The organism is Acetobacter cerevisiae, assembly GCF_001580535.1.
In the GTDB taxonomy this organism is placed as follows: domain Bacteria; phylum Pseudomonadota; class Alphaproteobacteria; order Acetobacterales; family Acetobacteraceae; genus Acetobacter; species Acetobacter cerevisiae.
Genome location: NZ_LHZA01000134.1, coordinates 1 through 18559, shown reverse-complemented (window position 1 = coordinate 18559; position 18559 = coordinate 1). Strand labels below are relative to the sequence as shown.

Below are 18559 nucleotides of genomic sequence, written 5' to 3'. Positions count from 1 at the left end.
TTAATCTGACAGGCCCTTTCAGGCAGACGTTAAGGGGCGTGAACCGTCAGGCCCAGTTGCTGTGCGATCTGCGGCGCTGAGGGCAGCATGCTCAGGCTGGCGGCAATGGCCATCAGCGGCACCGGCTGCTGCGGGCGCAGCGTGATGGTCAGTGGGCCGCTGCCCGGATGGGCCAGATAGCTAATAAACTGCGGCACGGGCGCGTTCGGGTCACTGCCCTGCGGGACCAGATCGGTCTGGAGGGAGGTTGTGAATTCCTGCGGCGTCACGCCACGCGCTCTGGCGGAGTTTGCCAGCACTTTCGGCACCAGCCCGTGGTCTTTGTAGGACAGGTTCATGCTCATCACCTGCATGTCGGCCGCACCGGCAGAAAGCAGGGCGAGGGTATTGGCCTCGCTGAAATTACCATCCAGCGTCAGGCGCCCCATATCGGGGGCATCTAGGCTGAAGGTGTCGATGTGCAGTTTTTCGGCTTTGTAGTCATGTGTCAGGTTCAGCACCAGCGACCCACGGAAATGGTCATAGCCCAGCGTGGGCAGCAGGGAGAGGTTGGGCACAGAGGGCCACAGCTCCAGCCCCTGAACGCTTGAGACTTCCTGTTCCGATGCCTCGGAATGGGTCGCGTGGGAAGACACTTTGGCGACATGCATCAGCGGGCCTGTGCCATCAATCGCCAGCCCGTCCACCTGAATGTCCCGTACGCCGTTACGCGGCGTATAAGGCATATTGTAGGTGAGGTTATTATAAAGGCCGGCCAGATCCACACCGTCCACCAGCACGGATTTGGCGCTGATCTGGCGTTGCGGTGCAACATTGGTGGCCAGCCGGACGTCTCGGGCGTCCAGATGGGAGGCTTCATCATTGCCGTAATCATCCACCGTCAGGCGTGTGGCCGAGATGTCCGATTGCAGGCTGCTGATAAAGCCGTGCAGCTTGCTGGCATCCACATGCTTGATTTCCAGCCCCTGCGGCGGAGTGCCGTGCTTGTCATCCCCGTTGGTGGGCAGCGTGACGCCATCCAACGCCAGATCATCCATGCGCAGGTTGCCGGATGTGTCTGTCATCTGGAACTTGTGGAAGATCAGATGGCCGATTCGTCTGGCATCATCCCCGGTGGTGCTGACCTTGGAAATTTCCGCGTCATCCGCCGTAATGCTTTCCTGCCCCTGCCGGAATACCAGTGCGGTAAACTTCACACTCCGGCCAAGCAGGCCGGGCCACGCCTTTTTATAGGTGAGGGATGCGTCCGGCCCTAAGGTCTGACGGAAGCTGTTGATGCTTTTTTCCAGCATAACATGCTCGGCATGGCGCGCGGCCAGCCATCCAACACAGGCAAGGGCTGCAATACCAGCAACCGTAACAGGAACATGTTTCTTCACCAGGTAGGAATCCTGCTTGTTTTTACAAAGAAAGTCTTCAACGCATCTCCCCGTGTAATGCACGGGTGGGGGTGCTGCAAGTCTGGTTGCGGTAATATGTTACCGTGTGAAAAACTGTTGATTTTACGGGGGTGAACGCCGATTGCTCTTGACGAAGGGCTTTTGCGCACGCATAAGGCGCCCATCTTCAAAGCTTATAGTCTTAACGGAATCACACTCTCATGAAGACCACCCTCTCGCTGAAACCCGCGGAGGTGACGAAGAACTGGATCCTGATCGATGCCGAAGGCCTCGCTCTGGGTCGTCTGGCCGTCATCATCGCGAACCGCCTGCGCGGCAAGCACAAAGCTCAGTTCACCCCGCATGTTGACTGTGGTGACCATGTTGTTGTCATCAACGCCGAAAAAGTGGCGCTGACGGGCAATAAAGCTGGTCAGAAGCTGTTCCACTACCACACGGGTTATCCCGGCGGCATCAAGACCCGCACCATTGCACAGCGTCTGGGTGGCAAGAACCCTGACCATGTTGTGGTGAAGGCTGTTGAACGCATGATCACCCGTGGTCCGCTGCAGCGCCAGCAGATGCGCAGCCTGCACGTCTACGCTGGTGCAGAGCACCCGCATGACGGCCAGCAGCCGCAGAAGCTGGACGTTGCGGCTATGAATCGCAAAAACGTCGTTAACGCGCAGAAAGGCTGAGCATCATGTCTGAAACTCAGGAACGTACAGGCACGCTGGCTGATCTGAAAGACGTGGTTGCCACGGCTCCGGAAGCCCCTGTGTATGAAGTAAAACGCGATGCGCAGGGCCGCTCCTACGCAACGGGCCGTCGTAAAGACGCCGTGGCTCGCGTGTGGATCAAGCCCGGTAAAGGCGACATCACGGTTAACGGTCGTCCCGTTGGCACGTATTTCGCTCGCCCTGTGCTGCGCATGCTGCTGACGCAGCCCTTCCTGGTGGCTGACCGCTACAACCAGTTCGACGTGGTTTGCACCGTCGTTGGTGGTGGTCTGTCCGGTCAGGCTGGCGCTGTTCGTCACGGCATCAGCCGCGCGCTGACGCATTACGAACCCGGCCTGCGCAGCATTCTGAAAGCTGCCGGCTTCCTGACGCGTGACTCTCGTCAGGTTGAACGTAAGAAATACGGCCGCGCCAAAGCACGTCGTTCCTTCCAGTTCAGCAAGCGCTGATCCGGCAAGGACGTCCGCTTACAGCAACGTCAGAAAAGGGCGGGAGAGGGAAACCTCTCCCGCCTTTTTTGTGTTCTGGCGGGTTTGGTCCGGCTGCCTCAGGGTGCCAGAAACGCTTTCACATCCCGCGCCAGAGCGGCCCGGCTGTCCGGGCGGGTGTAGAGCATGTGGCCGCCGGGATAGGTGTGCAGGCCAATGCGGTTACGGCCTACAGGGATATGCTCCGCCACCCAGCGCGCACTGGCAAACGGGCAGGCCAGATCGTAATAGCCGTTGGCAATAAAAATGCGCAGGGTCGGGTTTAAGGCCAGCAGGCGGCGCAGAACGGGGATCTGGTGTGCCATAGGCTCGCCATCGCCCCGGAAGTCCCACGCGGCATTCACCTTCATGCTCAGCAGTTCGTAAGACAGATCCGTCCGATAGTTGAGCGTCTTGCTGGCATACTGTTCAAACGCGCTGCCATAGGCACGGCCAAAACCGGAGAGGGTCGGGTCCGGGCTGTCACCATTATCTACACCTTCGGGGAAGGGGTCCGCAATGGAGACGGTTGCGTCATACAGCGTGTAAAGGCGTCCATCCCGGCTGCGGATATCATGCGCCATGGGCTGCGGCTGGCCGCGTTCCTTGGTGATGACCTCTTCCGGCAGGCCGGTGTGCTTGGCGACGTCTTCATAAAAATCACGCGCGGCATCACCCGTTGGCGGGGTGTTGGCCAGCGTGGAGAGATACGGGCCAAGCGCGTAGTGATAGGCCTCATCTAACTGATGTGCTGCCGTTTCCGGCGCGAGCTTATGCTGCATGGCCAGTTTGGCGGCCTCAAAAGACGGCAGCGTGAGGGCAGAGGCCAGAATGCTGTTGCTGGTATCCAGAAGCCCCATGTCCAGCGCGGGCGAGATCATGATGATGCCGTTCACCATCAGATTCTGCTGCTGTGCCAGCGCCTCAGCTACCTCAATGGAGCGAATGCCGCCATAGCTTTCTCCAACCAGATAACGCGGAGAGGTCAGTCGGCCATTGGTGTTGGCCCAGAGCTGAATGGTCTTGGCAAAAGCTTTGGCATCCTGCTTGACGCCATAAAAGGTTTTGTCGGCTGTTTTTGGGTCGGTCGGCGTGGACCAGCCGGTGCCGGGGGCATCAATAAACACCATGTCGGTGTCGGGCAGCCAGCTATCGGGGTTAATCGCCAGACGGGCATTGGCGCCATCGGTCGGGTTGCCTGCCGGGAAGGTCAGCGCCGTGGGGCCCGCGGCACCCAGATGCAGATACGCCGTAGCACCACCGGGACCGCCATTGAAGAAGAAGGAGACCGGGCGTTTTGCCGGGTCCGCGCCATCCTGCGTATAGGCGACGTAAAAAATGCGGGCCGTGGGTTTGCCAGCATCATCCCGCAGCATAAGCGTGCCGGTGTGGGCGGTGTAGCTGATCTTGTGGCCGGCAAACGTGTCCGTGTGATGGGTTATGGCATCATCCGGCAGCAGCGCGGCAGCATTGGTGAATTCTTTAGGGGCCGTTTTGGGGGCATCGGCATGTGGTGCGGCTGGCGGCGCGGCAGGGGCGGCGTAGACCGGGGCCGCAGACAGGCAAAGCGCCGTGGCCAAAGCAAGGCTGGCCCGTTTTTGAGGTCTGCGTATGTGTTTGCAGAGTAAAGAAGGCTTGATCATCAGGGTTTATTCTCCAAACACAGAAAAAGATATGAAGGCATGAGAGCAACTCTGCCCTGCCGAGGCGGAATGGGCCATTTTTTGACAAAATGTTCTGTCTAAACCATGCCTGCCTTCCTGAGGATGCTCAGGAACTATGGAAGGAATATTTATGCAGTTCATTCGGAAAATCGCCATTATGGGGTTGCCGCTTGCAACGGCTCTGGTTTCAGCCACAGCCGCCTACGCCGATCCTTGCCTCTCCCTTACCTCCTGCGCACAGCAGCAGGTGCAGCAGGGAGTGGAGAATACGCGGAATGCCGTCAAGACTGATACCAACCAATTTTCATCCAACCTGAAAAATGCCCGCCAGTCCGCACAGGATCAGGCGAAGACGCGTTGGAATAATGCCAGTGATGCCACCCGCCAGAAGTGGGAAGCGCAGCGTAATAAAGTGACCAGCGCGGAACAGAACGCGAAGGACAAGTGGAACAACGCAAGCGAAGAAACCCGCAAAAAGTGGGAAGCTCAGGGCAATAAGGTGACCAACGCGGAGCAGAGCGCGAAGGACAAGTGGAACAACGCGAACGAAGAGACCCGCAAAAAATGGGAAGCGCAGCGTGACAAGGTGACCAACGCGGAACAGAACGCGAAGGACAAGTGGAACAACGCAAGCGAGGAAACCCGCAAAAAATGGGAAGCTCAGCGTGACAGCGTGACCAATGCCGGCAAAAACGCGCAGAACAAATGGAACAATGCCGGGCAGAATGCGAAAAATGCCTGGAAGAGCCAGAAAGACCGCATCAATTCCGACTGGAAAGATGCAACCTCTCTGCCCAAGCTGTAAGGCGCTGAGCGTTTAAGCAAGAAAAAGGCCCCTTCCTTTCGGGAGGGGCCTTTTTTGCATCTGATGCAGATCAGAAGGCTTTGCGTTTCCGGCTGGACGGGCCGCTTTTGCTAAAGCCACCGCCGCCACCTTTACGGGGCGGGCGGCCACCGGGGGCACCACCCGGGCCACCGGAACGCGGCGGACGGCCACCATCACGGCTGGCACCACCACGCGGCGGAGCGGAGGGCTCAACCGTGATTTCATCAGCATCGGCGCCAGCAGCGCAAGACTGGAAGCGCTCGGCTTTATCCTGTGCAATTTCCACCAGCGTGTGGTCCGGCTGAATACGGATCGCCCCGATATCCTGCTTGCGGATACCGCCCAGACGGCAGAGCATCGGCACCAGCCATTTCGGGTCAGCGCGATCTTCACGGCCAACAGACAGGCGGAACCATGAACCCGGCTCACGCGGGCCACGGTGGTCACCCTCTTCGTCATCCCGGCGGGTGCGTTCACGCGGTGCTTTTTTGACAGAGCCCGGAGAAATAACGCGTACGCTGGAGGGTTCCGGCAGGTTGGCGCGCCACATGGCAATCAGAGCAGCCGCAAGCTGATCAGCCGAATGGGCTTCCGTCAGCTTGGTGATCAGGTCATGCATGCCACCGGCTTCCGGCACAGCAATGGAGAGCTGCGGTGCAGACAGCAGGCGTTCGGCATCAGCGCGGGCAATATCTTCCGGCGTCGGTGCGCCACCCCATTCTGCCGTAACCTTCGCGCCTTCCAGCAGGCGTTCAGCCAGCCTTCTGCGTGAGGGCGGAACCAGCAGCACGCAGGTACCTTTGCGCCCGGCGCGCCCGGTGCGGCCTGAACGGTGCAGCAGGGTTGCAGGGTTGGACGGCAGGCTTGCGTGGATCACCAGACCGAGGTCCGGAATATCAATGCCACGGGCGGCCACGTCGGTCGCCACGCAGACGCGTGCCTGACCATGACGCAGGCTTTCAATGGCGCGGCTACGTTCGTTCTGCCCGAGGTCACCGGAGATGGCGACGGAGGAGAAGCCACGCTGCGTCAGGATTCCCTGCAACTGCCGCACAGCTTCACGCGTGTGGCAGAACACAATGGCGGAGGGAGACTCCATCTGGCGCAGCACGTTGACGATGGTGTTCGCCATGTCGGACTGGTCCGTCAGCACCGCGCGGTAGGTAATGTCCGTGTGCGGTGCGCTGCCGCTCTGCGTATCAATGCGCAGGGCGTCCGTCTGATAACGGCGGGCCAGATTGGCAATGTCCCGCGCAATGGTGGCGGAGAACAGCAGGGTGCGGCGTTCCGGCGGGGCAGCTTTCAGCAGGGTTTCCAGCTCATCACGGAAGCCGAGATCAAGCATTTCATCTGCTTCATCCAGCACCACGGCACGGAGGCTGGACAGCTTGAGCTGGCCACGGGAGAGATGGTCACACAGGCGGCCCGGCGTGCCGACCACAATGTGGCAGCCAGCGTTCAGGGCGCGGGCTTCCACGCGGGGCTCCATACCACCAACGCAGGAGACGATGCGTGCACCGCTGGAGGCATAGAGCCATTCCAGCTCATTACGCACCTGCAGGGCGAGTTCACGCGTAGGGGCAATCACCAGAGCCAGCGGCGCGCCCGGCGGGGGGCAGCGGCCGTTGTCATCCAGCAGGGTGTTCGCCATAGCCAGACCAAAGGCCACGGTTTTACCGGAGCCAGTGCGGGCTGAAACAAGAAGGTCCCGACCTTCGGCGTCAGGTGCCAGAACGGCAGCCTGAACTGGAGTTGCGGATTCGTACCCGCGAGCGGCAAGAGCGCTCGCAAGAGAGGCGGGGGCATTCTGAAAAGGCATTCTACTTTAGGTCCAGGCAACAAGATGTATGGGGGGATAAAGGTTCCCCGCATGAATGGCCAGAGGCCTGGCCGGAGAACTTTTGCCCTAAGCGCTTATCGGTAAGCGTGATGTGTTACTGGAACGGCAGGTAACGGAAGTCCAGAAATATCTGACTCATGCTTGTATCCGGACCACCGCCCTGACCCTTCCAGGCGTCCCGGCGGGAGTAGGCTAGCTGGGCTCCGGCTTCCACCGTTCCGTAGTGTCCTTTGAAGAAGCGATACCATGCACCAACGGTCGCTTCCATCACGCTGCGGGTGTTGGCCGTGCAGCCCAGAGTGGACAATTCGGTCTCACACCCGAGGTTGGAATAATTGGGGTTTCCGTAGCCGTACGCCCCGCCGCCATAGTTGGAATAGCGGCGTCCGGCTTCCTGATAGCCAAAGAAGCCATACACATCCACACGCGGCGTGGGGTGGGCAATCACGCCGCCCGTGGCCTGAATGGAGGGGATGGGGGCAACATCGCCATCGGCTTTCAGTGTGGCATCAGGCAGCAGCACGGAGCCGTAGCGGCCTATGCCAACGCCAGCCAGCCCGGCCAGACGGACTTCCACCTTATGCGGCAGAACCGGCAGCACCATGGAGCCACCGCCGCCGCCCGCAATGGCGGTATTGTTGTGGCCCTGCCCGAGGGAGGCCACGCGGTCATGCGGGAAATGCAGGATGCCCACGGCCTCGTAATGGCCCCAGTGCGGGTCCCACGCCACCTTGCCGATGACATCCGGCGCAATCTCGTTGGAAAAGGGGGCATCATTGGTCAGGCCCGTGCCGTTGCTGCTGACGGTGGCGGTTTTGCCATTGGGCAGCGTGACGGTGCCGTCGGAACTGGTAAAGCCAGTGGTGTCATACAAGGTGGCGGAGTTTTCGATGGAAAGCCCCAGCCACAGACGGTGCTGGAGGAAATCCTTCACAAACCGGAACTGCAACTGCCGCGCCCATGTCTGGCCTGCCAGCATGGAAGACTCGACGGTTTCCGGCAAACTTTCCTGACGCGGAATAATACCGATACGGCCCGGCGTGAGCATGCTCCATGCCTGACCAGCGAGGAAGTGGAAGTTCAGGTCACTATTATCATACGCCAGATAGGCCTGCCGCATGCGGAAGGCATAGCTGTTGCTTTCATACGCATCGGTCGTGGCGGCACCGGCCCCAAAGTCCATTTCAAAAAAGCCGGAAATGGTGGAGTGCGTATCCACATTCCCACGCGCCATGAGCGAGATACGACTGTAGCGCGCGCTGCCTTCAAAATTATTGGTGTGGTAGCGGGACTCGTTGGGATACGGCATCGCCTGCCAGTAATTGAAGGTACCGGACGCGATATGCCGGTTTTCCACCACGGCGGCAGCATCCAGAAAACCACCCAGAATGAGGGTGACCGGCCCCATATGGAACACGCCGTGGTCACCCAGCGCACCGGCGGCCTGTCCGCCCGCTGTTTCACGCGCATGCGGGCCGACGCTGTTTTCGGCAATGCGGGAAATCATATCTTCCGCGCGGTGGCCAATCACAGCTTCCACGTCCGGGTGATCATCCTGCCCCGAGAATACAGGCTGCGCATCTGGCCCTGTGACATGGCGGCCAGTGGTGTGCGGTGTGTTCATGGCGGTTGCGGTCGTGCCGGCAGATTCAATGCCCACGTCTTCAGACCCGGTTTCCGGAGACCAGCCTTTATGGCCCGTGCCGCTGCCGCTGCCCGTGGTCGTGTTCCGCGCTGTTGTCAGCGTGTGGTGGCTGCTGCCACTGACTGCGGATTGTGTGGCGGAACTGCCTCCACCATGCGTCAGCGCGGCCCGGTGGGCGGCAATCTGCTTTTGCATGCCCATCAGCGCTTTCTGGAGGGCTTTCTGCTGCTCCTGAATTTGCGCCATCTGGTGTTCCAGCGCTTCGAGAGAGGCCGTTTCATCTTCTGCTGCGTAGGCCGTGCCGGAAAGCTGCATGCTGAGCAGCCCTGTCGCCAGAATAGTGCCAACACAAAGCCATGTCCGCATCTGGCGAGATGCCGGCGCAGGCAGAAGAGAAAAGGTGGTCATTTCTTTAAATATTATCCCCGGAGCAGGTTCATTTATTGTTTGAAACCATTTTGCCGAGCCTTGCGTAAAGACTATTTTTTTAAAAAATAATTTCAGCAGGACCGGCTTCCGCGTTATGAGCACTGCAAATTTTGATGAAGCTGAGTGTCAGGGGGACTGTCTTGTGGCAAAAGTGATCCATTCCATGCTGCGTGTTCTTGATGAAGAACGTTCGCTGGCATTTTACGAGACTGCTTTTGGCCTCAGGCCGGTCGATCGGCTGGTGTTTGACAGCTTCACGCTGATCTATCTGGCCAATGACGAGCAGACGTTTGAGCTGGAACTGACCATCAATCACGGCCGCACCGAGCCTTATGCGCTGGGGGATGGATACGGCCATCTGGCTGTTTCTGTTGAGGATCTGGCCTCCGAGCATGCCCGTCTGGATGCGGCAGGCTTCTCGCCCACGCCCATCAAGACGCTGGAAACCGATAACCGCATTATCGGCACCTTCTTTTTCCTGACTGATCCGGACGGGTATAAAATTGAAGTGCTGGGCCGTGGTGAGCCGGGGCGTTTTCTCTAAGTCCCACAGCCCTGTTCCCTCATGGTATTAGGGGCTGATCTGCCTTATAAGGCGCGGTATGCAGACCTCCTTCTCCAAGATGCACGGGCTTGGGAATGACTTTGTCATTCTCGACGAGCGTGCCGGCCATCTGTCCCTCACCCCCGCGCGGATTGCAGCCCTTGCAGACCGCCGCAGAGGGATTGGCTTTGACCAGCTGGTAACGCTCCGCCCTGCCTGTGCGGAGGGCGCGCATGTGTTTGTGCGCTTCTTCAACCCCGATGGGTCAGAAGCCGGGGCCTGCGGCAATGCGTCCCGCTGTGTGGCGGATCTGGTGTTTCGTCAGACCGGCAACCGCACCCCCGTGCTGCAAACACGGGCCGGAACCCTGCCTGCCCGGATTGAAGAGAACGGGCTGGTGACAGTCGACATGGGCACTCCAAAGCTGGACTGGCAGGCTGTGCCTCTTGCGGCGGAGATGGACACCCTCCATCTGCCTCTGGACGGAGACCCGGCCGCGGCCTCCATGGGGAACCCACACGCAACTTTTTTTGTGAAAGATTTTTCGATGCTCAGCCATGGCAGTGCGCTGGAGCATGACCCGCTCTTCCCTGATCGCGCCAATATTGGTTTTGCCCGCATAGACAGCCCTGAGAGCATGCGCCTGAAAGTGCATGAACGCGGGGCGGGGGTGACGGAAGCCTGCGGGTCCGGCGCGTGTGCGGCGGTGGTCAATGCTGTGCGGCGCGGGCTGGTGGAGCGCCGCTGCACGGTGGAGCTGGATGGGGGCATTCTGCAGATTGAATGGGCCGAAAACGGCCACGTGCTGATGACTGGCCCTGCCGCGACAGCGTTTTACGGGATGGTGGATCTGGCCACCTACGCCTCATGACCCGCCCGGAAATTCTGACATTCGGCTGTCGGCTGAATACGTGGGAAAGCGAAGTCATGCGCGAGCATGCGGCGGCGCTGGAAGACGTGATTATCGTTAACACCTGCGCCGTGACGGGCGAGGCTGAACGGCAGGCCCGTCAGGCCATCCGCCGTGCGCATCGCGATAACCCGGACGCCCGCATTGTAGTGACGGGCTGTGCCGCGCAGATTGACCCGGACCGCTGGGCCACCCTGCCGGGTGTGACGCGCGTACTGGGTAATGAAGAAAAGCTGAAAGCGGAAAGCTGGGCTCCCGCCGCCATGAACGAGCCGCTCGCGGTGTCCGACATCATGGCCGCGAAGGAAACCGCTGCGCATCTGGTGACGGAATTTGCAGGCCGAACGCGCGCTTTTGTGCAGGTTCAGCAGGGATGTGACCATCGCTGCACCTTCTGCATCATTCCCTTCGGGCGCGGGCCGTCTCGCTCCGCACCTGTTGGCGTGGTGGTCGAGCAGGTGCGCGCCCTTGTCGAATCGGGCTACCGGGAAGTGGTGCTGACCGGTGTGGATATGACCTCATGGGGCGGGGACCTGCCGGGTACGCCGTCGCTGGGGCAGTTGTGCCGTCGTGTGCTGGGGCTGGTGCCACAGCTGGAGCGCCTGCGTTTGTCTTCGGTCGATCCGGTGGAAATTGACGAGGACATCTGGCGTCTGCTGGAGCATGAGCCGCGCTTTATGCCGTATCTGCATCTCTCACTTCAGGCCGGGTCGGACCTCATCCTCAAGCGCATGAAGCGCCGCCATCTGGCGGAAGATGCCGCGCGGGTGATTGAGCGTGCCCGCAAACTGCGCCCCGATATCGGTATCGGCGCGGACGTAATTGCCGGATTCCCGACTGAAGATGAGCCGCTGTTTGAAGAAACGCGCGCTTTTCTGGAGGCGCAGGGTGTGCCGTATCTGCATGTCTTCCCCTACAGCGAGCGTCCGGGCACCCCAGCGGCGCGGATGCGTGCTGTGCCGGTGCCCGAGCGCAAGGCACGGGCGGCGCGCCTGCGGGAGGTGGGGGCGGCGTCGGCCGAACGGTATTATCAGAGTCTGCTGGGGCAGACTTTGCGCGTGCTGATGGAAACGCCCACATCCGGGCATAGTGAACAGTTTGCCCCCGTCCGTCTTGCGGAGGGTGAGGCGGAAACGGGTGAGATTATCAGTCTGCGGGCTGTTGCGGTGGATGCCGCGGGTCTGCTGGCGGAAAGGGTTTGAGATGGCGCTAGGTTTTTTTTCACGGCTCAAGAAGGGCCTCTCCCGCTCAACGCAGAAGCTGGGCGGTGGCCTCACATCCGTCTTCACCAAGCGCAAGCTGGATGATGAGGCGCTTGAAGAGCTGGAAGACCTGCTGATTACGGCAGACCTCGGCCCTGCTGTGGCAGAGCGCATTATCGACTCGTTCCGCCGCACCCGCTTCGGCACGGAAGTGACGGATGAGGAAATCCGCACGGCTCTGGCGGATGAAATTGCCAGCGTGCTGGAGCCGGTCGCCATTCCGTTTGAGCCGGACCCGGCACACAAGCCGCATGTTGTGCTGGTAGTGGGCGTGAATGGCGTGGGGAAAACCACTACCATTGGCAAAATGGCCCGCTCTTTCAGCGATCAGGGCAAGAAAGTGATGATGGTGGCGGGCGATACCTTCCGCGCCGCTGCCGTGGAGCAGTTGCAGGTGTGGGGTGAGCGCACCGGCTGCCAGGTGATTGCCGGAGCGCCTAATGCGGATGCTGCGGGGCTGGCGTTTGAAGGCCTGAAGCGCGCCAAGGCGCAGGATGCGGACCTGCTGTTTGTGGATACGGCGGGCCGTTTGCACAACAAAAGCGCGCTGATGGAAGAGCTGGCCAAAATTATTCGCGTCATGCGGAAATTTGATGAGACCGCGCCCCATTCCGTTCTGCTGGTGCTGGATGCCACCACCGGGCAGAACGCCATGGAGCAGGTGCGCGTGTTCCGTGAGCTGGTGAATGTGACCGGCCTTGTGGTCACCAAACTCGATGGTTCGGCCCGTGGCGGTATTGTGGTGGCGCTGGCGGATAGCTTTGGTTTGCCGGTGCATGCCGTGGGTGTGGGGGAGCAGGTGGAAGATCTCCGGCCCTTCTCCGCGCAGGACTTTGCCAAGGGGCTGGTCGGCTCGGCTGAAGCTGAGGCCGAAACCGCATCCTGACGCAGGCGGAAGAGTCCGTTAGTGCGCTTTTTTTGCATGCGTGACGGATTTTCCGCTCAGTGCTACGGATGCTTCCTTGACAGGATATGGCAGCGCCGTTAGCAAGCGCCTGCACCCTTCTGGGAGTGCGAAGTATGGGTGAAGACAGCGACGAGTCTTTTGCTAAGCGATTGAGAGAGGCAGAACGCCGCTCCGGTCGGGTAGAAGAGGATGAAAAAGCCAGTAAGTCTGAGAAGGATGAACAGTCCCTCCCGGCACTGGCGCTCAGAGCCGGGACGGAAATGATTTCCGCACTGGTGGTTGGGGTTGCTGTGGGGTGGGGACTGGACCGTTGGTTCCATACCCGCGCTATTTTCCTGATTATCTTCGCGCTGATGGGCGGAAGTGCAGGAGTGCTGAATGTCTGGCGGCTGGTAAAGCCACCGGAATAGTGAGTTGGAAAGCTGAAGGCCCGGCAGGATAGTCCGGGCACAGTGGAGTAGGAGAACGGTTTTGGCGGGCGGTTCCAGTATCGACGTACTTGGTCAGTTCGAGCTTCATCCCGTTCTCGGCGGGCTTGGTGAGGCACTGCGCTTCAGTCAGTCACCTCTCTACATGATCCTGGCTGCGTGCCTGGTTCTGGCGTTCCTGTATTTCGGTATGCGCCCTGCTGCTGTGGTGCCTGGTCGTTTCCAGGCTGCTGCCGAGGTGTGCTACGAATTCATTCACAGCATGGCGGTGGACACCATCGGGCCGGAAGGCACGGCGTTCTTCCCGTTCATCTTCACGCTGTTCTTCTTCATTCTGGCCGGGAACTACATCGGCCTGCTGCCTTTCTCCTTCACCTTCACCAGCCATATCGCAGTGACCCTCGGCCTTGCCGTGATGGTGTTCCTGCTGACGGTGATCGTGTCGCTCAAGGTGCAGGGCTTCCGCTTCTTCGCGCACTTCATGCCGGCTGGTGCCAGCATGTTCCTCGCGCCGCTGCTGATCCCGATTGAGATCCTGTCCTTTCTCTCTCGCCCCGTGAGCCTGTCCATCCGACTGTTTGCAAACATGGTCGCCGGACACGTCATGTTCGATATTTTCGCAAGCTTCGTCATCATGCTCGCCGGTTTTGGTGTGGTGGGTGATGTGTTTGCGATAGGGCCTATTGCCATTAACATGGCGCTGGTGGCTCTTGAGTTGCTTGTTGGTGTGCTGCAGGCCTATGTGTTTGCCATTCTGACGTGCATCTACCTGCGGGAGGCCGTGGCTCACTGAGCTGCTTTGCCCGTTTCGTTTGAACTGTACTTTTTAACAAGGAAGTGACTGATATGGACATCGCTGCAGCCCGGGAAATCGGTGCAGGTATCGCCGTAATCGCCCTCGCCGGCGTTGGTATCGGCCTCGGCAACATCTTTTCAACGCTGGTGAGCAGCATTGCTCGCAACCCCGCATCTCGTCCGCACGTGTTCGGTCTGGGCATGCTGGGCTTCGCGCTGACAGAAGCTATCGCGCTGTTCGCGCTTCTCATCGCGTTCCTGATCCTGTTCGTCTGAGAAAACGGTAGGAAAAGGGAGGCCTTCCTGTGGGTGTCATGATGAAGATTGTCCGTGCCGGTTTACTCGCTACGGTATCCGGCGTGTCTCTTCTGGTAATGGCTGCACCTGGTGCACACGCCGCAGGGATGCCTCAGCTTGATTTTCACAACCCCCTGGTTACCGGTCAGGTAATCTGGGGTGCTGTGATCTTCCTGGGCTTTTACCTGGTGCTGAGCCAGGTAATGCTGCCGCGCGTTGGCCGCGTTCTGGAAGACCGGAGCAAGCGTATCTCGGGTGACCTTGATGTTGCGCGCTCTGCAAAACAGGATGCAGACAAAGCGGTGGCGGAACTCCAGCAGGCGCGTAAAGACGCCATGGCTGAAGCTCAGGCCAATCTGCAGAAAACGCTGGACGCTGAACAGCAGGCTGCAGATCAGAAGCTGGCAGAAATCAATGCCCGTCTTTCAGCCGAAATTGCTGACGCTGAAAAACGTATCGCTGCCGAAAAAGCTCAGGCTTTCGGTACGCTCAAAGAAATTGCTGCTGATACCACGCAGGCGCTCGTTTCTCGCCTGACAGGTGTCACGCCCGACGCCCAGCTTGTGGCGCAGAAGGTTGACGGCGCGATCGCGCACCAGAATATCTGACCGGCTCCGGGAGAACTTAAAGTCATGTCTGGCATTTTTCACGAAGCAGGTTTCTGGGTCGCTGTTTCCTTCGTTCTGTTTTTCGTCTTCTTTGGCCGCAAGGTCTGGGCACCCATCGCGACTATCCTTGATAGCCGTGCCGCCCGCATCCGTCAGGAATTGGACGAATCCGCCCAGCTCCGCCGGGAAGCCGAGCAGATGCTGGAAGATGCCACGCGTGAGCGTGAGCAGGCTCTGGTTGAAGCCAAAACCATGGTTGAGCAGTCTCTGCAGCATGCTGCAGAACTGGCTGAAAAAGCCCGCGCAGAAGCAGAAGCTGCTGTGCAACGCCATGAGCAGATGGCACGTGACCGGATTGCTGCCGTAGAACGTGCAGCGATCAAGGAAGTGCGTCAGGCCGCTATTGATGTGGCTGTTGAAGCCGCACGCGGTGTGCTGGGTCAGTCTCTGGACCAGCAGAAGGCGGAAGCTCTGGTCGATCAGGCCATTGCCAACCTGCCGACCGCTCTTGCGCGTCACGCAGCCTGAGCGCGTGTTTGCTGATTGATCTGGCTTGAACGCGCTCTCTTCCTCCCGGAGTGGTGACGCTCCGGTTCTGAGCATTGTCATTGCCGTTCTCGATGAACGGGATAACCTCCCGTTTGTCTGTCAGGAACTGGCGGAAGCCCTTGAGCATCTGCCGGAAACTGAAGTTGTTTTTGTGGATGATGGCAGCCGGGATGATACCGTAGCCATTCTCCAGAAAATGCGGACCGATGTCCTTCCCGGTCTCCGCGTTCTCTCCCATGATCATTGCTGCGGAAAATCAGCCGCTCTGCGCACCGGCATTACTGCCGCACGTGGTGAGTGGATTGCGACCATTGATGGTGATGGTCAGGATGACCCGCGTGAACTGATTGATCTGCTGCGGCTGGCTCGTTCCGCCAACGGCACGCCCCCACTTGTGGTCGGTGTGCGGAAAAAGCGGAAAGACGGCTGGTCACGCCGGTTTGCAACTCGCTTTGCCAACGGCCTCCGCCGTCGCCTGCTGCGGGATGAATGCCCGGATACAGGTGCGCCGATCAAACTCTTCCAGCGTGATGCGTTTTTAAAGCTGCCTCAGTTTGAAGGGCTGCATCGCTTCCTGCCTGCACTATTTGCGTCTTACGGCGTGCCGCTGCTGTGCCACCCGGTCAAGCATCGCCCACGCCTGCATGGGCAGTCTAAATACACCAATTTCAACCGCGCTCTGGTTGGCATTCGCGATCTGCTGGGTGTGATCTGGCTGCGGAACCGCACTCGCCTGCCGCGCTCGGTTCGCGAATGCTAAATCCACGCTGGGGCCAGCAACGCCTGCCCGGGCGCGCGCTGGCTTTGCTCGGTTTACTTGCATTTTTCCTGTTTTTGCCGGGGCGGGCCTCCACCCCGCCGTTCGACCGTGATGAGCCGCGCTACATGGAAGCGACGGCGCAAATGCTGGAGAGCGGCAATTTTGTGGATGTCCGCTTTCAGGACAAACCCCGCTATCTGCAACCTGCCGGGATTTACTGGCTTGAAGCGGCCTCCGTTGCAGCCACAGGCACGCTGAAAAGCCGCGCCGTCTGGGCGTATCGTCTCCCTTCTCTGCTGGCCATGACGGCCGCAGTGGTGCTGACGGCTTGGATGGGTGTCACGCTGTTCGGGCCAATGGCCGGGCTGGGGGCAGGGCTGCTGCTGATGGTGTCTGTGCTGGTGACGGCAGAGAACCGGATGGGCACGATCGATTCCACTCTGCTGCTCAGTGTTCTGCTGGCGCAGGCTGGCCTGTTGCGGGCGCTGTGTGACCGTGAGGCTGCACGCGCTACGCCGTTAAGCACGGCTCTGCTCTATTGGGGCGCGATCGGTTGTGGCCTGATGTTGAAAGGCCCGGTGATTCTCATTCCGTCTCTGGCCACGCCGCTGTGTCTGGCTGCTGTTGAGCGGAATTTCAGCCTGTGGCGCAGGCTGCGGCCCGCATGGGGCTGGCTGGTCTCTCTGGCTATTTTGCTTCCGTGGTGCATCGCGATTGGCGTGGTCAGCCATGGCGAGTTTTTCCGCCGTGCTGTAGGCACCAATTTTTTGGGTAAGGTGGCCTCTGGCCAGCAGGCACATGGTCTGCCGCCGGGTTATCACCTGCTGGTTTTCCTGATTGCGTTCTGGCCGGGCTCATTTTTTGCAGCGGCGGTTCTGCCTGCTGTCTGGAAAAGCCGGAAGCTGCTGCCGATCAAATATCTGCTGTGCTGGATTATCCCGCACTGGGTGGTGTTTGAGGCCATTGCGACCAAGCTGCCGCATTATGTGCTGCCCACTTATCCCGCCATTGCCATTTTGACGGCTGGCATGCTGGCACAGGGCGCGCCGGTCTGGGCTGGCTGGCCGCGTGCGGTCTGGGCGCGTCTGGCCTTGGGGGCTTATGGCGTTTTGTGGACCATTGCCGGCGTTGCATTGGCACTGGCCGGTCCAGTGCTGCTCTGGAAGCTGGAGTATGTGGTCTCTCCCGCAGCGCTGATTCTGGCGGGTGGGAGCCTGCCGCTGATCGCCCTGTCCGTTGTCTTCATCTGCAGGTCCGAGCTGCGCAAGGCCGTCCTGACCAGTGCTGCCTGCGCCATGCTGCTCTATACCGGGCTGTTTCTGGTGGTTGTGCCCCACCTGCAGAGCATCTGGCTGGCCCCGCGCCTGACGGCTCTGGTCGCGGCGCACCAGCCCTGTGCGCAGACAGAAGTCTCGTCCGTCTCATTTTCCGAGCCGAGCCTTGTGTTCCTCATGGGCGGCAAGGTGCATCTGGAAGGGCCAGAAGACGCTGCCCGCCGGATGCTGGACAATGAGGCCTGTGCCGTAGCACTTGTCGATGTCCAGAAAAGCGAAGCATTCCTCGCAACACTCGGTCCGGCCCGCAGTCGCGTGCGCACCTATGGCTCCGTGACCGGGGTGAACTATTCCAACGGCCACCATCTCACAATCAGCCTGTATGGTTTTGATCGTTAAAGAGGCGCCTGTTGGTGCGTAAAGTTTGATGAATTAAAGATTTCTATTTTTTATTGAGAACTTTAGTGGTTCTCTTCTTTGAAATTTAAATTGCCTGCATCAGGATCAAGGGAATTATGGGACAGAGTTTTTCATATTTGATGAAGTTCTATGCCCCATTTCCCGGAAGAATAAATTCTCAAAAAGAATACTCTGCCTTATTTCAAGGGTTCGGTGTTTTTCTTGCAATTATTCTGTTTTTTCTGGTTTCGTCTGGCGCCGCACAACATATCTACTTTGAGCATGACGACTGGGATTTTATGACGAAGCTGGCGCCAGGCATGGTGCCTTACGCTTCTCCCTGGCAAAAAACGCTTTTTGAAGGGCGTTGGGTCAATTGGGTCTGGTCTTTACAGGCTAATAATCTGCCTGCCAGATTTATATATTGTCTTTATATGCTGGGATACTGCCTTCTTTGCTGGCTGTCTTCCTGCCTGATCTCTTCAAAATTTTTCTACAGAATGCTTAGAGCCCTTTTGGAAATTCGCTATGATAGGTTTTCAAGAGGTTTTGAGCGTGATTCAAAGGCAGGATGTGGACGCCAGCACAACGAGGCCGCATGGCCGGAATTACACGCAAGACGAAACGCTATCCGTCTGATCTGACAGATGAGGAATGGGAGCGCATAGCGCCTCTGATGCCCCCTGCGAACCGGCGTGGTCGGAAACGGACAACCGATTTCCGTGAGATCATCAATGCTCTGCGCTATCTCGTGCGCTCAGGCTGCGGTTGGGAGATGCTTCCGGTTCATTTTGGCCCATGGCAAACGGTTTATACCAACCATTGTTTGGCCTGAC

19 protein-coding genes and 1 pseudogene are annotated in these 18559 nt (G+C 59.4%); 16 read left to right on the top strand and 4 right to left on the bottom strand.

The genetic code is table 11. From position 1 onward, the window contains the following. Nucleotides 1–29: 29 nt before the first annotated feature. On the bottom strand, nt 30–1379 hold the full coding sequence (locus AD928_RS05740; RefSeq protein ID WP_062248982.1) for a hypothetical protein: 1350 nt from the start codon (nt 1377–1379) through the stop codon (nt 30–32). A gap of 221 nt (nt 1380–1600) precedes the next feature. Here AD928_RS05740 and rplM point away from each other — a divergent pair, with 221 nt between their 5' ends. Both rplM and rpsI read left to right on the top strand, forming a co-directional pair. Then, nucleotides 1601–2077 (top strand): 50S ribosomal protein L13, encoded by a 477-nt coding sequence (gene rplM, locus AD928_RS05735; RefSeq protein WP_025827672.1) that lies wholly within the window; start codon nt 1601–1603, stop codon nt 2075–2077. A gap of 5 nt (nt 2078–2082) precedes the next feature. Then, nucleotides 2083–2568, top strand: a complete 486-nt coding sequence (gene rpsI / locus AD928_RS05730; RefSeq protein WP_043549344.1) for a 30S ribosomal protein S9 — start codon at nt 2083–2085, stop codon at nt 2566–2568. Between the two features lie 98 nt (nt 2569–2666). On the opposite strand, the gene AD928_RS05725 is transcribed toward rpsI, so the two are convergent. After that, nucleotides 2667–4229 (bottom strand): S10 family peptidase, encoded by a 1563-nt coding sequence (locus tag AD928_RS05725; protein WP_062248979.1) that lies wholly within the window; start codon nt 4227–4229, stop codon nt 2667–2669. A 151-nt stretch (nt 4230–4380) separates the two neighbouring features. On the opposite strand from AD928_RS05725, the gene AD928_RS05720 reads away from it, so the two are divergent. Continuing rightward, nucleotides 4381–5055 (top strand): hypothetical protein, encoded by a 675-nt coding sequence (locus tag AD928_RS05720; protein ID WP_062248977.1) that lies wholly within the window; start codon nt 4381–4383, stop codon nt 5053–5055. Nucleotides 5056–5125: 70 nt separating this feature from the next. On the opposite strand, the gene AD928_RS05715 is transcribed toward AD928_RS05720, so the two are convergent. After that, nucleotides 5126–6895 carry a DEAD/DEAH box helicase gene (locus AD928_RS05715; protein WP_062248975.1) on the bottom strand — a complete coding sequence of 590 codons (1770 nt, stop codon included), beginning with the start codon at nt 6893–6895 and terminating at the stop codon, nt 5126–5128. Between the two features lie 115 nt (nt 6896–7010). Next, nucleotides 7011–8969: a hypothetical protein gene (locus tag AD928_RS05710; RefSeq protein ID WP_062248973.1), complete on the bottom strand. Its 1959-nt coding sequence runs from the start codon at nt 8967–8969 to the stop codon at nt 7011–7013. Nucleotides 8970–9132: 163 nt separating this feature from the next. Here AD928_RS05710 and AD928_RS05705 point away from each other — a divergent pair, with 163 nt between their 5' ends. The 13 genes and pseudogenes from AD928_RS05705 to AD928_RS05650 all read left to right on the top strand — a co-directional run. Next, the gene (locus AD928_RS05705; RefSeq protein ID WP_062249005.1) at nt 9133–9534 is read left to right on the top strand and encodes a VOC family protein; all 402 of its coding nucleotides are present in this window, start codon (nt 9133–9135) and stop codon (nt 9532–9534) included. A 58-nt stretch (nt 9535–9592) separates the two neighbouring features. Then, nucleotides 9593–10405: a diaminopimelate epimerase gene (dapF, locus tag AD928_RS05700; RefSeq protein WP_062248972.1), complete on the top strand. Its 813-nt coding sequence runs from the start codon at nt 9593–9595 to the stop codon at nt 10403–10405. Next, nucleotides 10402–11646, top strand: a complete 1245-nt coding sequence (gene mtaB / locus AD928_RS05695) for a tRNA (N(6)-L-threonylcarbamoyladenosine(37)-C(2))-methylthiotransferase MtaB (RefSeq protein ID WP_062248970.1) — start codon at nt 10402–10404, stop codon at nt 11644–11646. The genes dapF and mtaB overlap by 4 nt, the downstream gene beginning before the upstream one ends. 1 nt (nt 11647) lies before the next feature. After that, nucleotides 11648–12592, top strand: a complete 945-nt coding sequence (gene ftsY, locus AD928_RS05690; RefSeq protein ID WP_043549340.1) for a signal recognition particle-docking protein FtsY — start codon at nt 11648–11650, stop codon at nt 12590–12592. A gap of 134 nt (nt 12593–12726) precedes the next feature. Beyond that, nucleotides 12727–13023 carry an AtpZ/AtpI family protein gene (locus AD928_RS05685; protein WP_062248968.1) on the top strand — a complete coding sequence of 99 codons (297 nt, stop codon included), beginning with the start codon at nt 12727–12729 and terminating at the stop codon, nt 13021–13023. Between the two features lie 61 nt (nt 13024–13084). Then, nucleotides 13085–13834: a F0F1 ATP synthase subunit A gene (locus AD928_RS05680; RefSeq protein ID WP_061502640.1), complete on the top strand. Its 750-nt coding sequence runs from the start codon at nt 13085–13087 to the stop codon at nt 13832–13834. Between the two features lie 53 nt (nt 13835–13887). Continuing rightward, nucleotides 13888–14112: an ATP synthase subunit C family protein gene (locus tag AD928_RS05675; protein ID WP_003624142.1), complete on the top strand. Its 225-nt coding sequence runs from the start codon at nt 13888–13890 to the stop codon at nt 14110–14112. A gap of 47 nt (nt 14113–14159) precedes the next feature. Further along, complete coding sequence (locus AD928_RS05670) at nt 14160–14741, top strand: F0F1 ATP synthase subunit B family protein (RefSeq protein WP_081894059.1); 582 nt, start codon at nt 14160–14162, stop codon at nt 14739–14741. 33 nt (nt 14742–14774) lie between these two features. After that, nucleotides 14775–15269: a F0F1 ATP synthase subunit B gene (gene atpF / locus AD928_RS05665; RefSeq protein ID WP_043549427.1), complete on the top strand. Its 495-nt coding sequence runs from the start codon at nt 14775–14777 to the stop codon at nt 15267–15269. Nucleotides 15270–15294: 25 nt separating this feature from the next. Then, nucleotides 15295–16050 (top strand): glycosyltransferase, encoded by a 756-nt coding sequence (locus AD928_RS05660; RefSeq protein WP_061507773.1) that lies wholly within the window; start codon nt 15295–15297, stop codon nt 16048–16050. After that, nucleotides 16044–17723, top strand: a complete 1680-nt coding sequence (locus AD928_RS05655) for an ArnT family glycosyltransferase (RefSeq protein WP_062248966.1) — start codon at nt 16044–16046, stop codon at nt 17721–17723. Before AD928_RS05660 ends, AD928_RS05655 begins: the two co-directional genes overlap by 7 nt. A gap of 116 nt (nt 17724–17839) precedes the next feature. Then, the gene (locus AD928_RS14740; protein ID WP_156470109.1) at nt 17840–18367 is read left to right on the top strand and encodes a hypothetical protein; all 528 of its coding nucleotides are present in this window, start codon (nt 17840–17842) and stop codon (nt 18365–18367) included. Then, nucleotides 18295–18537, top strand: a pseudogene (locus AD928_RS05650) (transposase); the annotation flags it as partial. The gene AD928_RS14740 and the pseudogene AD928_RS05650, both read left to right, overlap by 73 nt. Between the last annotated feature and the right edge of the window lie 22 nt (nt 18538–18559).

Excerpts from the sequence above, each read along its gene's own strand:
- rplM (WP_025827672.1), top strand. The coding sequence starts at position 1,601 with ATGAAGACCACCCTCTCGCTGAAACCCGCGGAGGTGACGAAGAACTGG.
- rpsI (WP_043549344.1), top strand. The coding sequence starts at position 2,083 with ATGTCTGAAACTCAGGAACGTACAGGCACGCTGGCTGATCTGAAAGAC.
- AD928_RS05725 (WP_062248979.1), bottom strand. The coding sequence starts at position 4,229 with ATGATCAAGCCTTCTTTACTCTGCAAACACATACGCAGACCTCAAAAA.
- AD928_RS05720 (WP_062248977.1), top strand. The coding sequence starts at position 4,381 with ATGCAGTTCATTCGGAAAATCGCCATTATGGGGTTGCCGCTTGCAACG.
- AD928_RS05715 (WP_062248975.1), bottom strand. The coding sequence starts at position 6,895 with ATGCCTTTTCAGAATGCCCCCGCCTCTCTTGCGAGCGCTCTTGCCGCT.
- AD928_RS05710 (WP_062248973.1), bottom strand. The coding sequence starts at position 8,969 with ATGACCACCTTTTCTCTTCTGCCTGCGCCGGCATCTCGCCAGATGCGG.
- dapF (WP_062248972.1), top strand. The coding sequence starts at position 9,593 with ATGCAGACCTCCTTCTCCAAGATGCACGGGCTTGGGAATGACTTTGTC.
- mtaB (WP_062248970.1), top strand. The coding sequence starts at position 10,402 with ATGACCCGCCCGGAAATTCTGACATTCGGCTGTCGGCTGAATACGTGG.
- ftsY (WP_043549340.1), top strand. The coding sequence starts at position 11,648 with ATGGCGCTAGGTTTTTTTTCACGGCTCAAGAAGGGCCTCTCCCGCTCA.
- AD928_RS05685 (WP_062248968.1), top strand. The coding sequence starts at position 12,727 with ATGGGTGAAGACAGCGACGAGTCTTTTGCTAAGCGATTGAGAGAGGCA.
- AD928_RS05675 (WP_003624142.1), top strand. The coding sequence starts at position 13,888 with ATGGACATCGCTGCAGCCCGGGAAATCGGTGCAGGTATCGCCGTAATC.
- AD928_RS05655 (WP_062248966.1), top strand. The coding sequence starts at position 16,044 with ATGCTAAATCCACGCTGGGGCCAGCAACGCCTGCCCGGGCGCGCGCTG.
- AD928_RS14740 (WP_156470109.1), top strand. The coding sequence starts at position 17,840 with ATGGGACAGAGTTTTTCATATTTGATGAAGTTCTATGCCCCATTTCCC.